Below are 22,899 nucleotides of genomic sequence, written 5' to 3'. Positions count from 1 at the left end.
CCGGGGGAGGACCTCGGCGGGTATCGTTCCCGAAGGGCGAACCCCCTTCCCCCGTACGGGATATGACCCGGTCCCACCTGCGCGAAGAGGCCGCCGCACGGCACCCGACGACCTGGCGACCGGCACCACCGTTCCCGTAGCCTTCCCCGCGTGCCCGTTCTCTCCCCGACCGCCCGGCAGCACGGGTACGGGGCCGCCGAGGGGCCCGGCAGCAGCAGCGTCACAACGAGGAGGCTCCAGCGTGTCACGGCAGTTGCTCACGGTCGGCCCGGACGAGCCGCAGGGCTTCCGGACGATCGGCGAGGCCCTGGAGAAGGCGCGCGCGGGAGCGGTGATACGCGTCCGGCCCGGCCGCTACCGCGAGAACCTGACCGTGCGCACCCGCATCACCATCGCCGGTGAGGGGGAACGCGGGGACGTCGAGATCTGCCCGCCGAGGGGCACCGCCGTGGTGCTCGTCGCGGACGCCGTGATGCTCACCGGTCTGACGCTGCGCGGCGGCAGCGAGGACCTGCCCGTGGTCGACGCGCCCCGGGGCCAGGTGGCCATGGACGGGTGCACGGTGGTGGGTTCGGGCTGGACGGCGGTCCTCGCCCGCGAACAGGGCTCGCTGGCCATCCGCGACTGCCGCGTCTCCAACCCCACCGGCGCCGGAGTGGTGGACACCGCGCCCACGGGGAGCGTCGTCGCCGACTCCGTCTTCGAGCACCTGGGCACCTCGGCGATCGTCCTCGGGGAGCAGGCCCGTACCACCGTGCGCGGCTGCCGGGTCCGGGACGCCGAGGGCAACGGCGTCCTCGCCAACGGCGAGGCCCGGGGCCGGGTGGAGGACTGCGACATCAGCGCCACGGGCAAGCCCGCCGTCGCGCTCGAGGGCACCTGTTCCACCCATGTGCTGCGCACCCGGGTGCACGACACCTCCGTCGGCGTGTACGTGACCAGCGGCGCGCGGCCCACCCTCGAAGAGGTCACCGTCACCGACACCACGGGCCCCGGCATCGTGCTGGCCTCCGGCGCCGACCCGGAGGTGCTGCGCTGTGTCACCTCCCGGACCGAGGGCAACGGGCTCACCGTCACCGAGCGTTCCCGCGGCACCTTCCAGGACTGCGACTTCGACTCCGCGACCGCTCCCGCCGTCCGGGTGCTCGGCAACAGCGCGCCGCTGCTGACCGGCACCACCGTGCGCGACTGCGCCGACAGGACCGCCGCCGTACTGCTGACGGAGGGCTCCTCGGCGGAGTTCGACCGGCTGGACGTCCTCGACGCCGCCGGGGTCGGCGTCTCCGTCCGCTCCCACGCGAACCCGCTGCTGAGCCGGGTGCGGATCACCGGCGCGCGCGGCCACGGTCTGGAGGTGACCGAGGACGGGCGGGGGCGGATCGAGGCGTGCGCGGTGGAGGGGGCCGAGGGCTCCGGCATCCGGATCGCCGACGGCGGCGCGCCGGACGTCCGGGACACCACCGTCCGGCGGACCGCGCTGGCCGGGGTGTCGGTCGGCGCCGGGGGCCGGGGCACCCTCCGCGACTGCGAGATCCGGGCGAGCGCCACCACCGGTCTGGGGGTGGAGAGCGGCGGGGAGGTCACCGGTCACCGTCTGCACATCGCCGGGTCCGGCGCCTACGGCGTCCTGGTCGCCGAGGGGGGACGGGCCGCCCTGGAGGCGTGCCACGTCACGGGCAGCACCGGCGACGGCATCCGGGTCGACAGCACCGAGAAGGTCGCCCTCACCCGGTGCACCGTGCGCGACAACCGGGGCGCGGGCCTCCGGCAGTCCCGGGGAAGCGACCGGCTCACCGTGTCGGACCTCGGCAGCAGCGGCAACGCCGCCCCCGACGCCTGGGGCGAGGACGTCGGTCCGGGCGGTACGACGGCCGGTGCCCCGAGCGGCGGCGCCCGGACGCCCGAGGGCCCGCTGGAGGAACTGGAGGCGCTGGTCGGCCTCGCCGACGTGAAGCACCAGGTCCATACCCTGGTCACCCTCAACCAGCTCGCACAGCGGCGCGCGAGCCTCGGGATGCCCGCCCCGCCGATGAGCCGCCACCTGGTGTTCTCCGGTCCGCCCGGCACCGGAAAGACCACCGTCGCCCGGCTCTACGGCGGCATCCTCGCCGAGCTGGGGGTGCTGCGCTCCGGCCATCTGGTCGAGGTCTCCCGCGCCGATCTGGTCGCGCAGATCATCGGCGGTACGGCCATCAAGACCACCGAGGCGTTCAACGAGGCCCTCGGCGGGGTGCTGTTCGTCGACGAGGCGTACACCCTGCTGTCGGACGGCAGGGGTTCGGGGGCCGACTTCGGCCGGGAGGCCATCGACACCCTCCTGAAGCTGATGGAGGACCACCGCGACGACGTGGTGGTCATCGCCGCGGGCTACACCGAGCAGATGGACGACTTCCTCGGCTCCAACCCCGGTCTCGCGTCCCGTTTCACCCGGACCGTCGAGTTCGCCAACTACTCGGTGGAGGAACTGGTCACCATCACCGAGTCCATGTGCGCGGCCCACCGCTACGACCTCGACCCGAGCACGCTGGACGCCCTCGCCCTGCACTACGAGCGGATGCCCCGCGACGCCACGTTCGGCAACGGCCGCGCGGCCCGCCGCGTCTTCGAGGAGATGGTGGACCGGCAGGCCTTCCGGCTCGGCTCGATGGCCGATCCCGCCGAGGCGGACCTGTCGTTGCTGCTGCCCGACGACGTCGCCCCCGACACGGCCCACGGCGGCGCGGACACCGCCCGCGACGCCCAGGACCTGCTGGCCGAACTGGACGCCATGGTGGGCCTGTCCGCCGTCAAGCGCGAGGTCACCGACCTGACCCATCTCCTGGAGGCCACCCGGCAGCGGCGGGCGGCGGGCCTGCCCACCCCGAAGATCAGCCACCACCTGGTCTTCTCCGGCCCGCCCGGCACCGGAAAGACCACCGTCGCCCGGCTCTACGCGGATCTGCTGCACTCCCTGGGCGTGCTGAGGACCGGACAGCTCGTGGAGGTGGCCCGCGCGGATCTGGTGGGCCGGTACGTGGGTCACACCGCGCAGCTCACCAAAGAGGTCTTCGAACGGGCCTTCGGCGGCGTGCTGTTCATCGACGAGGCGTACACCCTCACCCCCGGCGGTTCGGGCTCCGACTTCGGGCAGGAGGCCGTGGACACCCTGCTGAAGCTGATGGAGGACCACCGCGACGAGGTCGTGGTCATCGCCGCGGGCTACACCGACGAGATGCGGCGGTTCCTGGCCTCCAACCCGGGGCTCGCGTCCCGGTTCAGCCGGACCGTGGAGTTCGAGCACTACTCCTCGGACGAACTGGTCACCATCATGGACGGCTACGCCTCCCGGTCCGGCTACGACTGCGCCGAGGAGACCCTGGACGCGCTGCGCGACCATGTCGCCCGCATCCCGAGGGACCGCTCCTTCGGCAACGCCCGTACCGCCCGCCAGATCCTGGAGGCGATGATGACGCGACAGGCCCGGCGCATCGGCGCGCTGGCCGCGCCGGGTCTGGAGGACCTGCGGCTGCTCCTCCCGGCGGACGTGCCGACGTCAGCCCCCGGGCCCACGGGCTGACGGGCCGCACCCTGCCGCGTGGGCGCCCCGGGCCCGAGGGCGCGCGCGTCAGGCGGAGGGCGCGCCCATGCTCCCGGCGGCGCCCCCGGCCTCCGAAGTGACCTGGCCCCCCGCCGGAGCCGGAGCCCCGCCCTCGACGGCACCGGACGGGTCCGACGGGTCCGACGGGTCCGACGGGTCCGACGGGTCCGACGGGTCCGACGGGTCCGACGGGTCCGACGGGTCCGACGACAGGATGAAGTCGTACAGGTCGTCGTGGGTGCGGGAGCGGTGGCTCGCGTCGACCAGGGCGTTCCAGCGGTCCGCCGTCCGCAGGTGCTCGGACCAGGCGGCCCGGTTGCGCAGGATGTCCGACCGCAGCCCGGGGAGGTCCATGACGGTGAGGTTCCAGGCGTTCGCGTCGCCGCACAGCGTGTTGTCCCGTATCGACACCGTGTTCCGCTTCAGGGCGGCGGGGAAGGTGGCGCAGACCATCGGCCGGTGGACGTAGGCGCCGCAGCGCGCGTGACCCGGCGCGATCTCCATCAGGAACACGCATCCCTCAGTGTCCGGCCGGTGACGGAGCCTGAGGTCGTACATCGGGCCCTCGCGCCGGAACCGGAAGTCGCCGTCGTCCTTCTCCCTGAGGGTCACGAACTCCCTGGGGTGGAGGGCCATTCCGGCGGCGAGCCCGCGCACGTCCGCCATGGTCACATTGACGGTGTACTCCCGGCAGCAACGTCCCCCGCACGACGCGCAGCCCCCCAGGCTGCGTCCCGAGGTGCTCACGCGACCACCTCCTCGGGCCAGGGCCCGCCCGTCTCGCGGGCCGCGTGCGCCTCCAGGAGGTAGTGCTGGAAGTCCTCGATCCCGGGCGGGTCCCCGACGTCCTTGGGCAGGGCGTTCCAGCGGGCGACGGTCTCGAACCAGTGGTCGCGGTCGGCGGCCCACCGCCGTTCCGCCCGCGCCAGGCCCGCCGCGTCCAGCGGCCGTCCCGGCCTGCCGGGTCCGTCCCGCTCCGCGTCCCCGCCCGGGGTTCCTTCGGCGTCCGGCGGGCTCGCCCCGCTCTCCGGGCCGGGGACGGCGGGATACATCCGGCAGACGACGGGGGCGAGTTCGCCCAGCCCGCACCGTCCGGTCCCCTCCAGGGTGCGGACGTGGAAGACGCAGCCGTGCGCCGCGTTGGCGATCCTGAGGTTGACCCGGCGGCGGGCGTTGTCCAGGACCACGCCGGTCGGGTCGTCGGCCGCGGCCGGGGCGGTCTGGGTGAAGTGCGTCGGTTCCAGGGCGAGCGTCCGCGCGATGCGGACGATGTCCGCGCCGGTGACCCTGCGCGGCCCCCGGTGGCAGAGGCCCTTCGCGCGGGCGGACTGCCAGGCGCCGTCGGCACCGGATGTGATGTCCCCTGTCAAAGCGTTCCCCCTGGGCAGTGTCCGATGGTCGTTCTCGTGGTGGTCCGCGGTGGGCTGACGCCCGGCTTCCTCCTCCACCCGCCACGGGCCGCTACCAGGACAGGAGGCGGCCGAGCGCGCCCGCGAACACCACGAGCGGCGGAGTGAACAGAGCCGCGCCCATCAGGGCGAGGAAGGCGGTCAGGACCAGGTGGGCGACCCCGCGCCCGCCCCGTACGCGCGTGGGGTCCTGGGGGTCGTAGACGACGTCGACGTGCGGATCGGACCAGCGCGTGAGGACCATCGAGTCCGACCGCTGGGTCAGGGTCACGCCCTCGACGGTGGTGAACCGGTAGTCGGGGTTCATCGCCATCTGCTTCTTCTGCGAGGAGTACCGGACGACCTCCCCCGGCACCGTGATGCCCCGGCGCCACAGGATCCAGGGATCGCGCGCACAGATGACGACGAGCACCGTGATGCCGACTCCGAAGGGCCCGGTGATCACAGCCGGGACCACGAGGGCCATCTGCTCCGGGGTGTGCGTGGTGAACAGCAGCACCAGGTAGAGCGCGTAGCCGCAGGCTCCGGACAAGCCCCACGCCCAGGGACGCGGGAGGCGGAGGGTCCGGGGCCGGACGGTGACGGAGACCGCGGGCGCCGCCCCGGACGGGGCCGGACCCGCCTCCGCCCTCGCCCGGTCCAGCTCCTCCCGGAAGGCCCGGACGGCGGTCGCGTTGCCGCTGACCCGGAAGTCGTCCACGGCATCCCCGTCGACGACCCTGAGCCCTACCCACCCGTCGCCGTGCTCCACCGCGTCGACGGCCCCCAGCGGAACCTGCCAGGAGGTGCGTCCGCGCACGATCCGCACGGCCCCCTCTTCCAGACGGAAGGCTCCCCCACGGCCCTTCAGCACGATCCCCGCCCTGTATGTCATGCGTGGATCCTAGGGGTGTCCGATGCCCGATCTCGTGCGGGGTGCGGGCGAGTTGGGGATTTCGGCGAGGGCGGACAGCGCCTCAGCCGCCCGGTGAAGGCCGGTCGCGGGCGGCCGTACCGGGATCACCGGCGGGTGATCGGCGGGTGATCGACGGGGTGCGGTGGCGGTCGCGGAGGGCTGCTCCGGAGGTGACCCGCCGGAGCTGTACGGTCCTGGCGGACGCACGGCCGGGGCGGCCTCGGCCGGGACGGGGAGGTGTACGGGGCAACGGCAGGGAAGGGGTACGGGGCGACGGCCGGGAAGGGGCGCGGGCCGGACGGACGACATGGGTCCTCGCGTTCCCGGGTCTTACGTCCCCCGGGTGCCGGGCCCTTCGCCCCTGGGCCTCATGCCCTGTTCACCGGTGCCGGAGACCCGTGGCACGGCATAGCCTTCGATCAGTTGTCCGGAAACGCTCTCGAATATGTCCGCGATCGGTAACGGAGGCATCCGATCGCCGCGGGGGCTCGTCCTGCCGAGTGGTCGCAGGTGACCGGGGGACGACGTGGAACAGGGCGAGAGGGACGGACATGACGCGGCACGGCAGCGGGCGTGGTTGGTACGGCAAGGTGCTCGGGGCGGCGGTCGGGGTGGTGGTGCTCGCCACCGGCGCCTCTCTGTGGACCGCGCAGGCCGGGCCGATGGACGCCCCCGCGCCGAAGAGCTCCGCACCGGCCGCGCCGGCCGCACCGGCCACGTCGGACAAGGCCGCGAAGCCGGTCTCGGTGACCATCGCGCACGCCTCGGAGGCGGGCCCGCGCGGAGTCAACATCACCATCGACGACGGCCCCGACCCCGTGTGGACCCCGCGCGTGCTCGACCTGCTGCGCACGTACCGGGTGAAGGCCACCTTCTGCATGGTCGGGACGCAGGCGAAGGCCCACCCGGACCTGGTGAGGAAGGTGGTCGCGGAAGGGCACCGGCTGTGCGACCACACGGTGTCGCACAACACGGGGATGGACAAGGACTCCCAGGCGTACCAGAAGCAGCAGATACTCGACGCCGAGCGCATGATCACCGAAGCGTCGGGGGGCGTACGGCCGATGTACTACCGGGCTCCCGGCGGCGCCTTCACCCCGTACAGCCGCCAGATCGCCGCTTCCCGGGGGATGCGCCCGCTGGGCTGGAACGTGGACACCAAGGACTTCGAGCGTCCCGGTGCGGACGCCATCGTCGCCACCGTGAAGAGGGAGCTGCGGAACGGGCCGACGATCCTGTTCCACGACGCGGGCGGCGACCGCACCCAGACCGTCGAGGCCCTGCGCCGTCTCCTCCCCTGGCTCAGGGAGCAGGGCTACTCGTTCGGCTTCCCGGTCCGCTGAGCCGGTCCGCCGCCGTCAGGACAGACGGGCCAGCAGACCGATCTCCGGGTCGAGGACACCGGGCTGGCCGAGCGCGCGGAAGTCCGCCTCGACCGCGCTCAGAGCGAGGGCGCCCGCCCGGACAGCGTGGTAGCGGACCATCGTCCACACGAACACGTCGACGCTGTCGAACTGCGTGCCCGCTTCGATGACTTCCTCCTCGTGGAACCAGACCGCGACCCTGCCGTTCGTGAGCACGACGAAGTAGTTGCCCCCGCCGTCGGCACCGACGGACCACACGTCGTCGTCGGAGAGTTCCGTGTCGTAGTCGGAGTCGAGGATGCGACAGTCGTTGGCCTTGAAGTCGAAGGCGTACGACCAGTCCGCGATGTCGAGGACATCGGGGAGCGCCCCCGCGCGGACCCTGCGGTCGAACCCGGCCAGCGCGACGGCGGCATCGCGCGGGAGCCTGGCCAGGAAGGGCGTGACCGGACGGGTCCCGGTGGACACGGCGGCGCGCGGAGCCTCGGCGAACCAGCGCGCCACGTCGGCGTCCAGGTCCCGCTCCACGTACCCGGTCAGCTGATCAACGGTGAGTGACATGGAGTGAGGCTAGCGGAGCCCACTGACAACGGGCCGCCGTCCGTGCGCGACGGCCCGGACAGCCACGGACAGCACCCTCCACGGGGCTCGGAAAACAGTTCGACCCGCCGCCGTCGATGGTTCTAGGCTCGGCGACGTGGCAACGAAACTCAACCAGATCATCGCCGTGGAGAAGGGCGTCAAGTCCCGGGCGCAGCAGGATCTGACGTCAGCTCATCACGGCCTGCAGAAGCCCGCGTTGCTCGCGGGCATCTCCCGTACGTACCAGCCGAAGGACGAGGACGGCGAGCAGTTGCCGCCCGAGTCGACACTGGTGCAGGTGAAGGCCGAGGACGCGCTGCGGGACACCGCGCGGGCGCTGACCCGGCTGTTCGACGTGACCGCCACCAAGGACTGGGCGAACCGCGACGCGCGGGCGGACGTCTCCGTCGACGGACGCGTGCTCGTCGGAGGCGTACCCGTCTCGTATCTGCTGTTCCTGGAGAAGCAGTTGGCGGACATCAACACCTTCGTCCGCAAGCTGCCGGTGCTCGACGCCGCCGAGTCGTGGACGCAGGACCCGTCGACGGACGCGTGGAAGACCGAGGTCGTCCGCACGGTCCGTACGAAGAAGGTGCCGCGCAACCATGTGAAGGCGGAGGCGACGGAGAAGCACCCGGCGCAGGTCGAGGTGTACTACGAGGACGTGCCGGTCGGTTACTGGACCACGGTGAAGTTCTCGGGGGCGCTGCCCGCCCGTCGGGTCAACGAGCTGCTGGAACGGGTGGAGAAGCTCCAGCAGGCGGTGAAGTTCGCCCGCGAGGAGGCGAACGGCGCCGAGGTCACCGACCAGCGGGTCGGCGACGCCGTCTTCGGCTACCTCTTCGGGTAGCCGGGACACCACAGACTCCCCGGCCACAACTGACGGCCGGGGTGCGCGAGGAGCGCAAAGCTGAAGCTGAGCCTTGTCGTGACATCCGCGGTTCCAGTGGAGGTTCGAGTCCTCCTCCCGGCACTTCCCGCCGGGATGGCCCAACCAGGCAGAGGCAGACCGCGGTCAATCTCAGACTATTGCTCCAGACTCAGTATGCGCCGCTCATCGCCGGATCGACCGGGCTCGGGCCCTGGTGCGTCGAAATGCCAGTTCGAATCTGGTCCGCCGAGCTCGATCGGCGGTGGTCCAAGGGCAGGACGCGACGCAATGACGAATGACCCGGGTCCTCAAGTGTGCCGGCGTGTGATGTGAGCGGCACCGACAGGGTCCGGGGGCAGGCTACGCCCCCGGACCCGCTCCGCTCTCAGCACGGGGCGGAACGGGCCGCCCGCATACGGGAGAAGGCCCCGCCGCTCATCGCGGGACGCGGCGCCGGTCACCGACTGGCGCCCGAGCGACGGGCACAGGAAGGCCCGCACCGGGGCGGCACACCGGCCGGAGCCGGAGAGGCGGACGAAGCAACAGGTCAACGAAGCTTGTTGACGGCTGTCCGCACGGTCTCCTTGAAGGCGGTGACCGGCGGGGCACCCCAGTTGCTCTCCCAGGTCACGAACGTCACGGTGTCACCGTCGCGACCGACGCCGATCAACTGGTTCTGGTACCCCCAACCGCCTTGGAAACCAAGCCCGTAGACATGGGCGCCCTCTTCCACGACGACCGCACCGTGATCGGTGAAGGTGTACGCGACACCGGGGTTCTCCTGCTCGCGGCGCGCCGCACAGCCCGCCACCACCTGCTCGGCGTGCGCGGCGAACGTGACGGCCTCCGCCTCGGACGGCAGGACCACCGAGACCTGCGCGCCGCTCCCGGTCTCCGGGGTGGAGTAGGAGGCGCTCCACACGCCCTGCTCGGGCAGGGGCAGGGTTTCCGTACAGAGGGCCTGGTCGTATCCCTCCGAGGGGTACGACGAGAAGTACCAGGCCGAGAACTGATCCGGCGGCATGTCAGCCGGGTCGAGGAACCCGGGCGCCACGACCGCCGAGGCGGGCCAGGCCCCACCGAGCACGGCCGCGAGGGCGGCCACCCCCACGGCGGCCTTCCGCCACCCACCACGTCCACGTGTCATCCCGTACGTCCCCCCAAGAGCGAGACGGCCCCCGCCTCCCGGACGCCGCACATCACCGACCCTGTGGGGACTCCCACTTCACAGCAACCCGCCCACCACCAAAATGTCTGATTCCACACCCCACTTCGCCGGAAACCATGCGCCCCAGCGCCCCCCGGGACAGAGATCAGCACGGCCGCGACCGGACGACACCACGAACGACACGAACACAGAGACGACACGCGAGCCGAACCCACCACCCCCGGAGACCGACGAATCGACCAACGCCAAACCCGCAAGAAGCCGTCCGGAGCGGCACACGGCGAGGCACTGGGTCTGCGAGGATAACCACGTGACCACCCAGAACCCCCAAAGCAAAGAAAAAGCAAAGCCCCTCTGAAAGCCCAGCTCAGAAAGGGTGGTCCCCGCGAGAGCGGGGGTGTTCCGGTCGCGAAGGGCCGCTTCTGGCGCGGGGTGTTGTGGTCCCCGCGAGAGCGGGGGTGTTCCGAGTGACCGGGCGACGGAGTCCGGGATCGTACGGTGGTCCCCGCGAGAGCGGGGGTGTTCCGAGCCTCACCATCCAGGCCGGGATCCCGCTCACGTGGTCCCCGCGAGAGCGGGGGTGTTCCGCGGACCGGTCACCAGGAGCTGGCCCAGTTCAAGTGGTCCCCGCGAGAGCGGGGGTGTTCCGGTCTTGATCACCGGCGGCGCCGGGTTCATCGGGTGGTCCCCGCGAGAGCGGGGGTGTTCCGGTGACACCGACAAGCACCCCTTGGCGGACATCGTGGTCCCCGCGCGAGCGGGGGTGTTCCGATCTCGGAGTTCGAGCAGGATCGCGTCCCGCTGTGGTCCCCGCGCGAGCGGGGGTGTTCCGGCGCAGGAGGGCGACCAGGAGGCGCACCATGGGTGGTCCCCGCGCGAGCGGGGGTGTTCCGTCGACGACGCCGTTCTTCACGTTGAACAGGTGTGGTCCCCGCGCGAGCGGGGGTGTTCCGTCATTCGATGGGTCGAAGACCTCGACGTATCGGTGGTCCCCGCGCGAGCGGGGGTGTTCCGCGAGCCTTGATGGCCGCCGCGACGGCCGCCGCGTGGTCCCCGCGCGAGCGGGGGTGTTCCGCTGCTGGGGCGACGACGCCGAGCGGTGGTTCCGTGGTCCCCGCGCGAGCGGGGGTGTTCCGCTCGGCGCCGCCTACGGTCTCGGCGTCAGCACGTGGTCCCCGCGCGAGCGGGGGTGTTCCGGAACACGTCCCTTCGCTCACCGACCTCGGAAAGTGGTCCCCGCGCGAGCGGGGGTGTTCCGATCACCAAGTGCATTGAGGATGTGGAGGCAGGGTGGTCCCCGCGCGAGCGGGGGTGTTCCGACCGGCGAGGTCGAGATGGGCCCCGTCGCCGACGTGGTCCCCACGCGAGCGGGGGTGTTCCGGCGCCACCATGACTCTGCGCCTCTCCCTACTCCGGGCAACCCCCTACGCTCGCCAGGTGGGTTCTCACCGTCGCTGGAGCCTTCGGCATCGAGACTGGCTCCGTCGCGCGAGGGGGTATCACCGCTGCCCTCACTCTCTTCTACTACGTGCTGCTACGCCTGGCCGAACTCGGCGTAGCCCGGATCGACGGGGAGCCCGCCCGCGTTCTCGCCGGGCTGTTCCCCGGTTGTGCCAGGCCGCCCGCGCACCGGGCTCCGGACGCCGCACAGCGTGCCGGTGGACCAGGGCTGGCCGGGGCCCTGGCGTCGGCGATGGAGGCGGGTCGACGTGCCGGACCTCTCCCATCGCAGGTCGATGTGGGCATGATTCCGGATCAGCCGCTCCACGTCCGCGACGTGCACGGTCACGGCGACGCCGTCGCGTACCAGATTTCACACAAGTGGATGGTTTCCGGGCAACGGCTCACCAAGGCTGATTTCGATCTTGCTCGCCGCATCGACTCGATCATCGTCGCGCACCTCGCCGAGCCTCTCGACGAGCAGGGCAGGGAGGCGTGTGATCCGGCTGCGGCAGTGTGCCCATTGCTCCGATGGCTCGAATCCAAGGCGCCTTTTCACAAGCTGCGTTGACGATCCATCACCGTCCGGGAGTGCCCGCACGGTCGTAGGGTGGCGCCATGTCGGCTCTCTTGGTGACGCTGCTTCTGTTCGCCTTGATACTCATGATCCTTCTTGGTGTGAGCGTGCTGCGTGGTCCTTTCCGGGTCGCGCTGCCATGGCGGATCCTCTATGCACTCCTGATGGCCGGACTCGTGGTCGCGCTTGTTGCGTCCGTGCGGGCGGACCGGACGTCGTGCCGCGCACAACCAGAGGCCTGCAAGTCGGTCCCGCCTGGTGAACGTGGGTTCTAGGTGTGGTCCCCGCGCGAGCGGAGCTGTTCCTCCTCGGCCACGGCCACTACCGTCGGGCGCCCTTCTGGACGCGGTGGCTGCTCAAGCTGGGTGGCGTCAACTGGGCCTCACGGACCGCCTCGTGGGTCAGGAGGGAGACGTACGAGCAGGCCCGTCGGCTGGGCGTCGGAACGGCGGGCACGGAACACGTACTCCTCGCGGTCCTGGCCACCCACGAGGTCGCGCTCCGGTACCCGCGCCTGGCCGGGCGGAACTCCCCCGGCCCCGGCTCCCCTTACGCGGGCGGCGAGCGGCTGGTCCGTCTGGGCGTCGACTACGCCTCGGTGCACCGTGCCTCACCACCGGTCGGCTTCGTCTGACGCCCGACGCCCGGCCCGTCGAGCAGTACCTCGGCGGGGCCGGGGGGCCGGACCCGACGAGGACGCCCGGTCCCGGAACCACCGCCCGTTCCGGCGGGGAACAGTCGGCCGATCCTGGTACGGGTCCCCTGGTCGAGGCCCTCTCGGCGGAGGGGACGCGCGCCCGGCAACTGGTCGACGCGCTGTCCTCGCCGCCGGGCGACTGACCGGGCGGGCGGCTCCGCGTCGCCGGGATCTCCTCCCGGGGCGGACCGTCAGAGCCAGCCGTTGCGGCGGAAGCCCCGGTGGATGAGGAGACAGGCGGTGGCGATGACGCCGAGGACCAGGGGATAGCCGTAGGTCCAGCGCAGTTCGGGCATGTGCTCGAAGTTCATGCCGTAGACACCGCAGACCATGGTGGGGACGGCGACGATCGCGGCCCAGGCGGTGATCTTGCGCATGTCCTCGTTCTGGGCGACGGTGACCTGTGCGAGGTGGGCCTGGAGGATCGAGTCGAGCAGGGTGTCGTACGAGGCGATCTGCTCGGTGACCCGGGCCAGATGGTCACTCACGTCACGGAAGTACGCGCGGAACTCGGGCGCGACGATCGCGACCGGCTCGGTCGAGAGCCGTTGGAGCGGTCTGCCGAGCGGTGTCACCGCCCGCCGGAGTTCCAGGAGTTCGCGCTTGAGCTGATAGATGCGGCCCGCGTCGGCGCGGTCGCCCTGCGGGGAGAAGACGGCGGTCTCGATCGCGTCCAGGTCGTCCTGGACGGCCTCGGCGACGGCGAGGTAGTCGTCGACGACATGGTCCGCTATGGCGTGCAGCACGGCGGAGGGGCCCTTCGCCAGGTGCTCGGGCTCCGCCTCCAGGGCCTCGCGGAGCGGGCCGAGCGATCCATGGCCCCCGTGACGGATGGTGATGACGAAGCCGGGACCGGTGAAGGCCATCAGCTCTCCGGTGTCGACGACCTCGCTCGTGGCGGTCAGCTCCTCGTGCTCCACGTAGCAGACGGTCTTGAAGACCGCGAAAAGCACGTCGTCGTACTGCTCCAGCTTCGGCCGCTGGTGGGCGTGGACGGCGTCCTCGACCGCCAGCGGATGCAGCCCGAACAGTTCGGCCAGTCCCGCGAACTCCTTCTCCGTCGGCTCGTGCAGGCCGATCCACACGAAGGAGCCGTCCTTCTTGCGGACGTGCCGCACGGCCTCCTCGGCCGACCGGACACCGTCCCGCCGCACCCCGTCGTCGTAGACCACGCAGTTGACGACGGCGCTGCCGAGCGGCGAGCGCGCCGGGTGGCTCAGATCGACCGTCCGCCGGTACGTCCGGCTGACGGCACTGCGCAGACGACGAATCATGGACAACGAGGACTCCTTCGGCAGACCGGCGGTCAGTCTGTCAGTCCCCTCCGACACACGACAGACATTCACGGCGCGCCTACGCCGCCGGTCCGAGCGCCCGGAGCAGAGCACGGCGGGAGGGACGTGCCCCCGCGCGGGCAGGGCGTGGCGGAAGGAGAGAGTCCCCCTTCCGCGCCGCTGGAGGCAAAGGGCGAGATTCCGGAGGGAGGCGAGGCCTCGGACGCGCAAGGCCTGCTCGAGGGCAAGTCCCTTGCGGGTCAGGCCTGGTGGAAGGAAGAGGCTCCGGTACGAGCCGGAGGCTCCGGCGCCTCCCTCACGCTCCGTGACCCGCTCCCGCACCCCCCGTCCGCGCCCCGCCCGCCAGCGCCTCCGCCGTCACGAAGCGCAGGTTCCGTTCCAGCAGTCCCTCGATCACGGCGGGCAGGGCCGCCACGCTCTGGCGGCGGTCGCCACCACCGTCGTGCATCAGGATCAGAGAGCCCGGCCGGGTGTGGTCCAGCACCGTCCGGGCGATCTTCTCCGGGCCCGGACGGGCCCAGTCCCAGGAGTCGACGTCCCACAGCGCCAGCGCGGGCCCACCGCGCAGGAGTTCACCCAGGGTCTCCGGGGTGCGCGCGCCGTAGGGCGGACGGAAGACCGCCGGGACCCGTCCCACCGCGCGCTCGAACGCCTCGTCCGTGCGCTCTAGTTGGAGCCGGAAATGGCGAGGGCTCAGATCAGGAAGGAACGGGTGCGACCAGGTGTGGTTGCCGAGACCGTGTCCCGCGTCCACGATCCGCCGCACCTCGTCGGGGAGCGCGTGCGCGTGGAGGCCCACGCAGAAGAAGGTGGCGCGCACGCCGTAGCGGGCCAGGATGTCGAGCACCTGGCCGGTGAAGACCGGGTCGGGACCGTCGTCGAAGGTCAGGGCGATCTCGTGACGGTCGCGCGGCCCGTGGCGGAACCAGCGCCCCTCCCGGGCGAGTTCGGCCTCGTACCCGGCGCTGCGCCCGATGCCCCCGTGGTAGTCGTCGTCGCGGCCGGTCTGACCACCGCCCTCCGCCGTCAGCGGAGCGAGGGACGCGAGATCGGTCCTGGCCCGCTCGGCGAGGGCCCGCGCCGGTACGGAGCCGAAGTCGGGGCGCTCGGGGAGCACCCAGGGGTCGGCGCGGTAGACCGTGAGGCCGGCCGCCGTGAGGAGGCCGTCCACGAGGCCGTTGGTGCTTTCCACGACGACGGCGCGGGGCGGTTCGGAGGCGGGTCCTGGCGCTTCGAGCCAGGTGGTCATCTCCGGTACGCGCTCCGCGCCCCAGCGGGTCGGAGCCGTTGCCCGGTTCCCTTCGGCGTCGATGACCTCCACCTCGTAACCGTCGGCTGACCAGGCGATTCCCGCGTACAACATGCGTTCCTCCTCGTGATGGGGGATGGGAGGTGGGAGTGGTGATGGGGATGGGGAGGGGAAATGAGGATCGGGGCGGGGGCAGGGGCGGGCGGGTCCGCGGGTCCGAGACCGAGACGCCCGCGCGGACGGTGAGCCCGGGACGGCGCGGACGGACGGTGGACGCGCCTCGGGGGACGGCGGGGACGGGGGGACCTCTCGACAGGCAGCACGACGGACGGGACGACAGGCGGTACGACAGGCAGCGCGACGGACGGCACGACAGGCGGCGCAACGGGCAGTACGGGCAGCGCGAGTGCTACGCCCCGAAGGCGGCTGTGCGACTGGATCACCGACGCGTGTGGCCGGTTCCCACCCCCGCCGGACGGGTGCGTCTCGCAGTGCGGATGGGTGCGGGAACAGAGCTGAGACGCGGCCAACTGGCTTCGGCTTTCCGAAGAGTTGACCGGCACATGCCCTCTGACGAGCGGTTTTGCCGCCGTGCTCCGGTTCCGGCGGGGTGCGGCCAACGTGCCCGATCCCCACCGATGTCCACGAACTCTCCATCATTGCGACACAAGTACGACAGTGGCGCGCTATGGTTCACAAGCCCTGCCGAAGGTCCAGACCATACCCAAGGGCAACAACCGTGCGCCATGCCCGTGAACCCTCTCCTGTGCCACCACATCCCCTGGATCAACGACCAACGGGGGACACGCTCTTGGAGGACATCATCAACGCCAGGACCGCACCGCTGACCGTCCCCGACCTTCTCGACTCCCGGGCCGCGAAACAGCCCGACCGGGTCGCGATCGAGGTGCGCGGCGGTGGCTCGCTCACCTACGGGGAGTGGCGCGAGCGGGCCGTCCGGGCGGCACGGGGACTGGCCGGAGCGGGCGTCCGCCCCGGCGAGATCGTGGCCCTGCGCTTCACCGACCGGGAGTGGGACGGCTACGCGGTCGCGGTTCTCGCCGTCCACTACGCCGGAGCGGCGGTGCTGCCGCTGCGCGCCGACCTGACCGCACCGGAGGCCGTACGGCTGGCCGGGGTCTGCGGCGCCACCAAGGTGCTGCGCGGCACCGAACTGCCTTTGCTGGAAGGTCTCCTGGGCGGCACAGATCTTTCACTGGCCGAGGTCGAGGCGGCCGGTGGCGCTCCCGGCGGGGCCCTCGATCGGGGGCTCACGGGCCCCGCGCCCGGCGACCTCGCCCAGGTCGTCGGCACCTCCGGCACCACCGGCGACTCCAAGGGCGTCCGCGCCTCCCACGCCAGCCTCACGGCGGGCCTGCGCCTCGACCCCCGCCCCCGGCCGTACGCGCACTCGCGCCGTGCCCTGCACTCCTTCCCTCTCGGCACCAACGCCGGGCAGGTGATGCTCATCAGCGCTCTCACCGGCGCGCCCACCACCGTGGTCCTCCCCCGCTTCGACGCCGACGAGTTCGGCCGGGCCATCGAGGAACGGGACATCGGGACCGTCTTCCTCGTCCCGTCGATGGCGATCGAACTGCTCAACTCCGGGGTCCCCGACCGGTACGACCTCTCCGGTGTCCTGCTGCTCAGCTCCTCGGCCGCCGCCCTGCCCGCGCCCGTCGCCCGCGCCCTCGCCGAGGCGCTGCCGAAGGCCACCGTCGTCAACGTCTACACCTCGTCCGAGTCCGCCCCCGCGCAGCTCTCCGCCGTCGTCGGGCAGGCTCCGCCGGGTGCGGTGGGCCGCCCCACCGATCCCCGTGACCTGCGGATCCTCACCCCGGACGGCGCCCCCGTACCGGCCGGGGAGACGGGGGAGATCTGGCTGCGCCAGCCCGGCCCGCCGCGCTCGTACGCCGGTGACCCGGCCGCCGGCACCACGGTCTTCCGCGACGGCTGGGTGCGGATGGGCGACCTCGGCCGACTCGACGAGGACGGCTATCTGCATCTGGTGGACCGCGAGAGCGACGTCATCAAGTCCGGGGCGCTCAAGGTCTCCACCCTCCGGATCGAGGACGCGCTGCACGAGCACCCGGACGTCGCGGACGCGGCGGCGCTCGGCGTGCCGCACCCGGTCATGGGGTCCGTACCGGTCGCCGTCGTGGTCCCCGCCGCCCATGGCCTGGACCTCGACGCGCTGCGGCTCTTCCTCAGCACCCGTCTCGCCCGCGCCGAACTCCCCGTGCGCGTCCTGCTCGCCGACGACCTGCCGCGCAACGCCTCCGGCAAGGTGCTCAAGCGCAGGCTGCGCCCGCTCTTCACAACGGACGAAGCGGCCACCCCGGGCGAAGCGGCCACCCCCGGCGAGGCGACCGGCACCGGCGAGGAGCCCGCCACGGGCACGGCGGCCCCGGCCACCGCCCGGCCGCCTGGCACCCCCACCGAACTGCGTCTCGCCGCCCTCTGGCAGGAGGTCCTCGGCCGCCCGGTACGGGACACGGCGGACGAGTTCTTCGCCCTCGGCGGCGACTCCTTCCGCGCGGTGCACCTCGCCACCGCCGTCGCCGACCGGTTCGGGGTCGACACCGGCGTCGACCTCGTCTTCGGCCGTCCTTCGCTGCGCGCCCAGGCGGCCTGGCTGGACGGGGAGAAGGCCCGGGAGGGGAACACGGCCGCCGCCGGGGACACCGCAGGGGACCGGGCGCCCGGTCCGGCGCTCCCGCCCTATCTGCGCGCCCTGCGGGCCCAGCGCCACGAGGTCCCGCTGACCAGTCAGCAGGAGAACTTCCTCTGCTGGATGGCCGAGGCGGAGGGCCGGGACGTCGGCGCCGTCACCGCCCTGTTCCGGGTCACCGGCCCGCTGGACCGGGACGCCCTCGGCCGCGCCCTGGTCGCGCTGGTGCTCCGCCACCCGGCCCTGCGGACCCGGTTCGTCGCGGTTCCCGGCGAGGTGGAGGGCCTGGCCCGTACCGTCCTCGACGAGGAGCCCCGCGCCCGGGTCACCCTGCGGGACGCCCACGGCGCCACCGACGAGGACGTGAACGCCCTGCTCATCGCGGAGCGCGACCGGCTCACCGACCTCGCGGTGGATCCGACGGCCCGGCTGCTCGTCGTCTCCCGCGGACCCGAGGACCACGTCGTCCTGCTCGCCGTGCACCACATGGTCGCGGACGGCTGGTCGATCGGCGTCCTGCTCCGTGAACTCGGCCTCGCCTACGACGCGTTGCGCCGGGGCCGGGTCCCCCGGCTGCCCGACCCCGGTCTGCCCTACCCGGAGCTGGTGCGCCGGTCCAACGACCGGTGGGAGAGCGGCCGACGGCACTTCTCCACGATGCTCGCGGGCGCCCCGTCCGCGCTGGACCCCTTCCCCGGGCGGCGCGCCGTCGACCGCGTGCACACCGTCGCGCATCCCTTCACCGTCGCGTCCGGTCCCGCCGGACGGCTGCGGGAGCGGGCGGGCACGCTCGGCGTCACCCCCTTCATGGCGGTCGCCGCCCTGTGGAGCGGGCTGCTCACGGCCCGCGCGGACCGCGCCGACCTGGTCCTCATGACTCCCGTCCCCGGTCGGACCAGCGCGGAGGCCGAGCAGGCCGTCGGCTGTCTGGTGCAGTCCCTGCTGGTGCGCGTGGACTGCTCCGGCGGCCCCGGCTTCGCCGAACTGGCCGAGCGGGTGAGGCGGGCCGCCACCGGGGCGCTCGACCACCAGATGTACCCGTACGCCGAGTTCAGCCCGCACGTCGTGGCGTTCCCGGCCTGGCTGCGGTACGAGAGCTGGGCCGCCGGGGCCCATCTGCCGGGCCTGCGCTGCGAGCCGTGGGAGCTGCCGCGCGGCACCACCGTGCCCTGGCCGCTGCCCGGCGGGGACCTCGGGGTGCCCGAACTGACCGTGGTGGAGCAGCCGGACGGTTCGCTGAACTGCTGGATCCAGTACAACGCGCTCGCCTTCGAGGAGCCCGTGATCGCCACGCTGGCCGAGGAGTTCCGCGCGGCCCTCGTCACAGCCGCCGCCGCTCCCTGACCGTCCCGGGCCCCGCGCGCCGCCCCGGCCACCGCGCCGCGCGGGGCGCGGCCCGTACCGACCGACGTCCCGCCTTCACGGGCGGGCCCCTCCCGGGCACCGGCCCGCCTGCCCGCTCCGACACCCCCCGTACCGCACGTCACCGTCCGGACACCGGCCACCGACCACCGGTGTCCACCGACGACCGCGGCCCACCTCCGCCGCACCCCGCGCCCCGCCCGCCGTCAGCGCCGACGCCGGTCCCGTACCCGTGCCGTCGTGCCGCCCTGTCCGCCCCGCGCCGATCCGCGCCGGGCAGGAGTGCGGGCCCAACAGGCTCCCGTCCGACCGCACCACATCGCACCGCACCGCACCGCACTGCACCACATCGCACTGCACCGCACCGCATCGCCCGTTCTCGCTCCCGTTCCACTCGCGCCACGCCTCCCGGCGCCGCACAGACCGAGGAAGACCCGTGACCAGCACCCCCGCCAGCGCCGCCCAGCAGGGCATCTGGATCAACGAGCGGATCGCGCCGCTCGGCTCCGTCCACCACATGCCCTTCACCGTCCGCTTCGAAGGCCCCCTGGACACCGACGCGCTCGCCGCCGCCTGCGCCGACGTGGCCGACCGGCACCCGGCCCTGACCCTGACGGTCCGGGAGGAGGACGGCGTCCCCCTGCTCACCCCCGGCCCGGCGCCCTCGTTGACGGTGCGCGACACCGGACCGGACGAGCTGCCCGCAGCGCTGGCCGCCGCGAGCGCGGAACCGTTCAACCTCACGGCGGGACCCCCCGTACGGTTCACCCTGCTGCGCACGGACCCGGACCACGCCACCCTGCTGGTCGTCGCGCACCACATCGCCTTCGACGGCACCTCCACCGATGTGTTCCTGACCGACCTCGCGGCCTGCTACGCCCATCGCACCGGAGCGGGACCTGCCCCGGCCGCACCCGAGAGCCCCTCGCTCCTCCACGCCTCCGACCTCCCCGGGCCCGACGCCGACGCGGTCGCGGAGGCGTCCGCCCACTGGGCCGACCGCCCGCTGCCCGGCCCCACGGTGCTGCTGCCCGGTCTCGACGCGGGACCCGCAGGCGCCGACGGCGCGGGTCCGGGCGCGGCCGTCGACTTCGACCTCGACCCCGCGCTCCGCGCCGACCTCACCGAGACCGCCCAGAAGCTCGGCGTCACCTTCTTCGAACTGCTCCTCACCGCCGTGCACACCCTTCTGCTGCGGTACGGGAACGAGCGCCCCGCCGTCACCGTCGGCCTCGGCACCCGCGCGCCCGGCACCACCGCCCGGATCGGGATGCACGCCAACGAGCTGCCCGTGGTCACCGCGCCCGAACCGGGCACGTCCTTCGGCGAGTTCGCCCACGCGGTCCGCGACGAACTGCGCGGCCTCTACCCGCACCGCCGGGTCCCGCTGTCCCGCGCCGTCCGGGGCCTGCGGCCCGGTCTCTCACTCGCGCCCGTCATCCTGACGTACCGCGGCCGGATCGCCCCCGTCACCTTCCCGGGCGTCCGCGCCACCGTCGACTGGACGCTCTTCCCCGGCACCGCGCGCGGCGCCCTCCGGTTCCACGTCCTCGACGGTCCCGACCGGCTCCGCGTCCTGCTCACCCACCGTACGGACCTGCCGTCACCCGTCCGCGCCGACCGGGTCGGCGCCCATCTGCGCCGACTGCTCGTCTCGATCGCCGCCGCCCCGGGCACCGCGCTCGCGGACCTGCCGCTCCTGGACGAGGAGGAACGCGCCCCGCTGCGCGGCCCCGCGCCCGCCGCCGAGGCCCCCGCCGCCACCCTGCCCGCGCTGCTCGCCCGTTCCTTCGCCGCGCACCCCGCACGGCCGGCCGTCACGGACGGCGAACGGACCCTGGACTACGCGACCCTGGCGACCGCCGCCACCGGCCTCGCCCAGCGGCTCGTCGCCGCCGGGGCCGGTCCCGGGACCGTGGTCGCCGTCTGCGCGGAGCGGTCCGCCGAGATGCTGACCGCCGTACTCGCCGTCACCCTCGCCGGGGGCACGTACCTGCCCGTCGACCCGTCCTACCCGGCGGAGCGCGTCTCGCTGGTGCTCGCGGACGCCGGAGCCCCGTTCGCGCTGGCCCAGCGGAGCACCGCCCACCTGGTCGAGGACCACGGCCGCACCCTCCTGCTCGACGACCTGTTCACCGGCCGGGCGGCCGAAGGCGCCGAAGGGGCGCCGCTGCCGCTGCCCGCGCCCGACGACCTCGCCTACCTCATCTACACCTCCGGCTCCACCGGCCGCCCCAAGGGGGTCGAGGTCCCCCACGGCGCACTCGCCCACCTCCTCCTCGCCTTCCGCGACACCCTGTCCTCGGGCCCCGACGACAGCTGGCTCGCCGTCACCTCGCTCTCCTTCGACATCTCCGCCCTGGAACTCCTGCTGCCGCTGATCACCGGCGGCCGGGTGGTGATCGCGCGCGAGACGGAGACCCGCGACGGCCGCGCCCTCGCCGCCCTGGTCGAACGGCACGGCGTCACCCACGCGCAGGCCACCCCCTCGGGCTGGCGGCTCATGCTGGACGGCGGACTCGACGCCCCCGCCCTCACCGCCCTCACCGGCGGCGAGGCGCTGCCCCTCCCGCTCGCCCGCCGACTGCGGGCCCGCGTCGCACGGCTCTGGAACGTCTACGGGCCGACCGAGACCACCATCTGGTCCACCGCCGCCGAAGTGCCGCCCGCACCCGACGAGGTCACCATCGGCCGCCCCATCGCGGGCACCACCGCCCTGGTGGTCGACCCGACGGGACAGCCCGTACCGCACGGTGTCACCGGAGAACTGGCCCTGGGCGGCGCGGGACTCGCCCGGGGCTACCGCGGTCTGCCCGAGCGCACCGCCGAACGCTTCGTCACCGACCCGGCCACCGGCGCCCGGCACTACCGCACCGGTGACCTCGCCCAGGTCAGGCCCGACGGCGCGCTCGACTGCCTCGGCCGCCTCGACGACCAGATCAAGCTGCGGGGCCACCGGATCGAGCTCGGAGAGATCGAGGCCCGGCTCCAGGAGCACCCGGCCGTGGCGTCGGCCGCCGTCTCCGTCCGGGGCGAGGACGACGACCCGGTCGGCCGGATGCTCGTCGCGTACCCGGTCTGGCGCCCGGAGGCGCCCGCGCCGACCAGCGCCGAGCTGCGCGCCTTCCTCGCCCTGACCCTGCCGGACGCGATGATCCCCGGAGTCGTCCAGCCGCTCCCGGCCCTCCCCCTCACCCCCAACGGCAAGACGGACCGCGCGGCCCTGCCGGAACCCGTCCGGGGCACTCCGGAGACCGCTCCCCCGGGCGACGCACCGGACTCGGACGACGGCTGGGAGGAGCTGGCCGCCGAGATCGCCGCCATCTGGTGCGAGGTGCTGGGCCTGCCCGCCATCGGCCACCACGACGACGTCGTCGACCTCGGCGCGCACTCCCTGACGATCACCCAGGTCGCCGCCCGCATCCGGGACCGGCTGGGCGTCGACGTCCCCCTGCACGTGTTCTACGAGGAGCCCACCACGGTGGCCACGGTCACCGACGAGGTCGTGCGCGAGCTGCTGGCGGAGGAGGAGGCGTGATGAATCCCCCGCACTCCCCCATTCCGGGAACGCAGACGGCCCCGGGAGCCCCCATGGCCACGCCCACCACACCCGTACCGGCAGCCTCTGTACCAGGCGCCCCCATACCGGCCGCCTCTGTACCGGGCGCCTCCGTACGGTCCGCCCCTGTACTGGACGCTTCCGTACGGTCCGCCTCCGCGCTGTCCACCTCCGTACCGGCCG

The 22,899-nt window shown here is 73.0% G+C and carries 14 protein-coding genes, 1 pseudogene and 1 CRISPR repeat array; of the genes and pseudogenes, 8 read left to right on the top strand and 7 right to left on the bottom strand.

What is annotated here, in order from left to right; translation table 11 throughout:
* The first annotated feature begins 241 nt into the window (after nucleotides 1-241).
* Entirely contained in the window at nucleotides 242-3,556 is a 3,315-nt protein-coding gene (locus ACFXGN_RS02465; protein ID WP_384852304.1) for a right-handed parallel beta-helix repeat-containing protein, read from the top strand.
* Between the two features lie 48 nt (nucleotides 3,557-3,604).
* Here the strand turns inward: ACFXGN_RS02465 and ACFXGN_RS02460 are convergent, their stop codons facing one another.
* The 3 genes from ACFXGN_RS02460 to ACFXGN_RS02450 form a co-directional block, all read right to left on the bottom strand.
* A complete protein-coding gene (locus tag ACFXGN_RS02460; protein WP_384852301.1) occupies nucleotides 3,605-4,324 on the bottom strand; it encodes a YkgJ family cysteine cluster protein in 720 nt (239 codons plus the stop codon).
* A complete protein-coding gene (locus tag ACFXGN_RS02455) occupies nucleotides 4,321-4,947 on the bottom strand; it encodes a hypothetical protein (RefSeq protein WP_384852298.1) in 627 nt (208 codons plus the stop codon). The genes ACFXGN_RS02460 and ACFXGN_RS02455 overlap by 4 nt, the downstream gene beginning before the upstream one ends.
* Nucleotides 4,948-5,038: 91 nt before the next feature.
* The gene (locus ACFXGN_RS02450; protein WP_384852295.1) at nucleotides 5,039-5,860 is read right to left on the bottom strand and encodes a DUF3592 domain-containing protein; all 822 of its coding nucleotides are present in this window, start codon (nucleotides 5,858-5,860) and stop codon (nucleotides 5,039-5,041) included.
* 572 nt (nucleotides 5,861-6,432) lie between these two features.
* On the opposite strand from ACFXGN_RS02450, the gene ACFXGN_RS02445 reads away from it, so the two are divergent.
* The gene (locus ACFXGN_RS02445; protein ID WP_384852292.1) at nucleotides 6,433-7,224 is read left to right on the top strand and encodes a polysaccharide deacetylase family protein; all 792 of its coding nucleotides are present in this window, start codon (nucleotides 6,433-6,435) and stop codon (nucleotides 7,222-7,224) included.
* Between the two features lie 15 nt (nucleotides 7,225-7,239).
* On the opposite strand, the gene ACFXGN_RS02440 is transcribed toward ACFXGN_RS02445, so the two are convergent.
* On the bottom strand, nucleotides 7,240-7,806 hold the full coding sequence (locus ACFXGN_RS02440; RefSeq protein ID WP_384852289.1) for a hypothetical protein: 567 nt from the start codon (nucleotides 7,804-7,806) through the stop codon (nucleotides 7,240-7,242).
* Nucleotides 7,807-7,942: 136 nt separating this feature from the next.
* Between ACFXGN_RS02440 and ACFXGN_RS02435 the strand changes: the two genes are divergently transcribed.
* Complete coding sequence (locus ACFXGN_RS02435) at nucleotides 7,943-8,677, top strand: hypothetical protein (protein ID WP_384852286.1); 735 nt, start codon at nucleotides 7,943-7,945, stop codon at nucleotides 8,675-8,677.
* 35 nt (nucleotides 8,678-8,712) lie between these two features.
* Nucleotides 8,713-8,800: pseudogene (locus ACFXGN_RS02430) on the top strand.
* Between the two features lie 445 nt (nucleotides 8,801-9,245).
* Here ACFXGN_RS02430 and ACFXGN_RS02425 read toward each other — a convergent pair.
* The gene (locus ACFXGN_RS02425) at nucleotides 9,246-9,845 is read right to left on the bottom strand and encodes a hypothetical protein (protein ID WP_384852284.1); all 600 of its coding nucleotides are present in this window, start codon (nucleotides 9,843-9,845) and stop codon (nucleotides 9,246-9,248) included.
* Between the two features lie 397 nt (nucleotides 9,846-10,242).
* A CRISPR array of direct repeats spans nucleotides 10,243-11,247; the repeat unit is 29 nt; unit sequence GTGGTCCCCGCGCGAGCGGGGGTGTTCCG.
* A gap of 363 nt (nucleotides 11,248-11,610) precedes the next feature.
* Between ACFXGN_RS02425 and ACFXGN_RS02420 the strand changes: the two genes are divergently transcribed.
* Nucleotides 11,611-11,877: a hypothetical protein gene (locus tag ACFXGN_RS02420; protein ID WP_384852281.1), complete on the top strand. Its 267-nt coding sequence runs from the start codon at nucleotides 11,611-11,613 to the stop codon at nucleotides 11,875-11,877.
* 283 nt (nucleotides 11,878-12,160) lie between these two features.
* The gene (locus ACFXGN_RS02415) at nucleotides 12,161-12,517 is read left to right on the top strand and encodes a hypothetical protein (RefSeq protein ID WP_384852278.1); all 357 of its coding nucleotides are present in this window, start codon (nucleotides 12,161-12,163) and stop codon (nucleotides 12,515-12,517) included.
* Between the two features lie 254 nt (nucleotides 12,518-12,771).
* On the opposite strand, the gene corA is transcribed toward ACFXGN_RS02415, so the two are convergent.
* On the bottom strand, nucleotides 12,772-13,854 hold the full coding sequence (corA, locus tag ACFXGN_RS02410; protein ID WP_384853103.1) for a magnesium/cobalt transporter CorA: 1,083 nt from the start codon (nucleotides 13,852-13,854) through the stop codon (nucleotides 12,772-12,774).
* 316 nt (nucleotides 13,855-14,170) lie between these two features.
* The gene (locus tag ACFXGN_RS02405; protein ID WP_384852275.1) at nucleotides 14,171-15,238 is read right to left on the bottom strand and encodes a polysaccharide deacetylase family protein; all 1,068 of its coding nucleotides are present in this window, start codon (nucleotides 15,236-15,238) and stop codon (nucleotides 14,171-14,173) included.
* Between the two features lie 697 nt (nucleotides 15,239-15,935).
* Between ACFXGN_RS02405 and ACFXGN_RS02400 the strand changes: the two genes are divergently transcribed.
* A complete protein-coding gene (locus ACFXGN_RS02400; protein WP_384852272.1) occupies nucleotides 15,936-19,139 on the top strand; it encodes an AMP-binding protein in 3,204 nt (1,067 codons plus the stop codon).
* 454 nt (nucleotides 19,140-19,593) lie between these two features.
* Nucleotides 19,594-22,695 carry an amino acid adenylation domain-containing protein gene (locus ACFXGN_RS02395; RefSeq protein WP_384852270.1) on the top strand — a complete coding sequence of 1,034 codons (3,102 nt, stop codon included), beginning with the start codon at nucleotides 19,594-19,596 and terminating at the stop codon, nucleotides 22,693-22,695.
* Nucleotides 22,696-22,899 lie beyond the last annotated feature (204 nt).

Source organism: Streptomyces sp. NPDC059247 (genome assembly GCF_042754005.1).
GTDB lineage: Bacteria > Actinomycetota > Actinomycetes > Streptomycetales > Streptomycetaceae > Streptomyces.
This window is presented reverse-complemented; position numbering and strand designations above follow the sequence as displayed.

Bases quoted from the DNA above. Each gene is read 5' to 3' on its own strand.
- ACFXGN_RS02450 (WP_384852295.1), bottom strand. From the start codon at position 5,860: ATGACATACAGGGCGGGGATCGTGCTGAAGGGCCGTGGGGGAGCCTTC.
- ACFXGN_RS02445 (WP_384852292.1), top strand. From the start codon at position 6,433: ATGACGCGGCACGGCAGCGGGCGTGGTTGGTACGGCAAGGTGCTCGGG.
- ACFXGN_RS02440 (WP_384852289.1), bottom strand. From the start codon at position 7,806: ATGTCACTCACCGTTGATCAGCTGACCGGGTACGTGGAGCGGGACCTG.
- ACFXGN_RS02425 (WP_384852284.1), bottom strand. From the start codon at position 9,845: ATGACACGTGGACGTGGTGGGTGGCGGAAGGCCGCCGTGGGGGTGGCC.
- ACFXGN_RS02420 (WP_384852281.1), top strand. From the start codon at position 11,611: ATGATTCCGGATCAGCCGCTCCACGTCCGCGACGTGCACGGTCACGGC.
- corA (WP_384853103.1), bottom strand. From the start codon at position 13,854: ATGATTCGTCGTCTGCGCAGTGCCGTCAGCCGGACGTACCGGCGGACG.
- ACFXGN_RS02405 (WP_384852275.1), bottom strand. From the start codon at position 15,238: ATGTTGTACGCGGGAATCGCCTGGTCAGCCGACGGTTACGAGGTGGAG.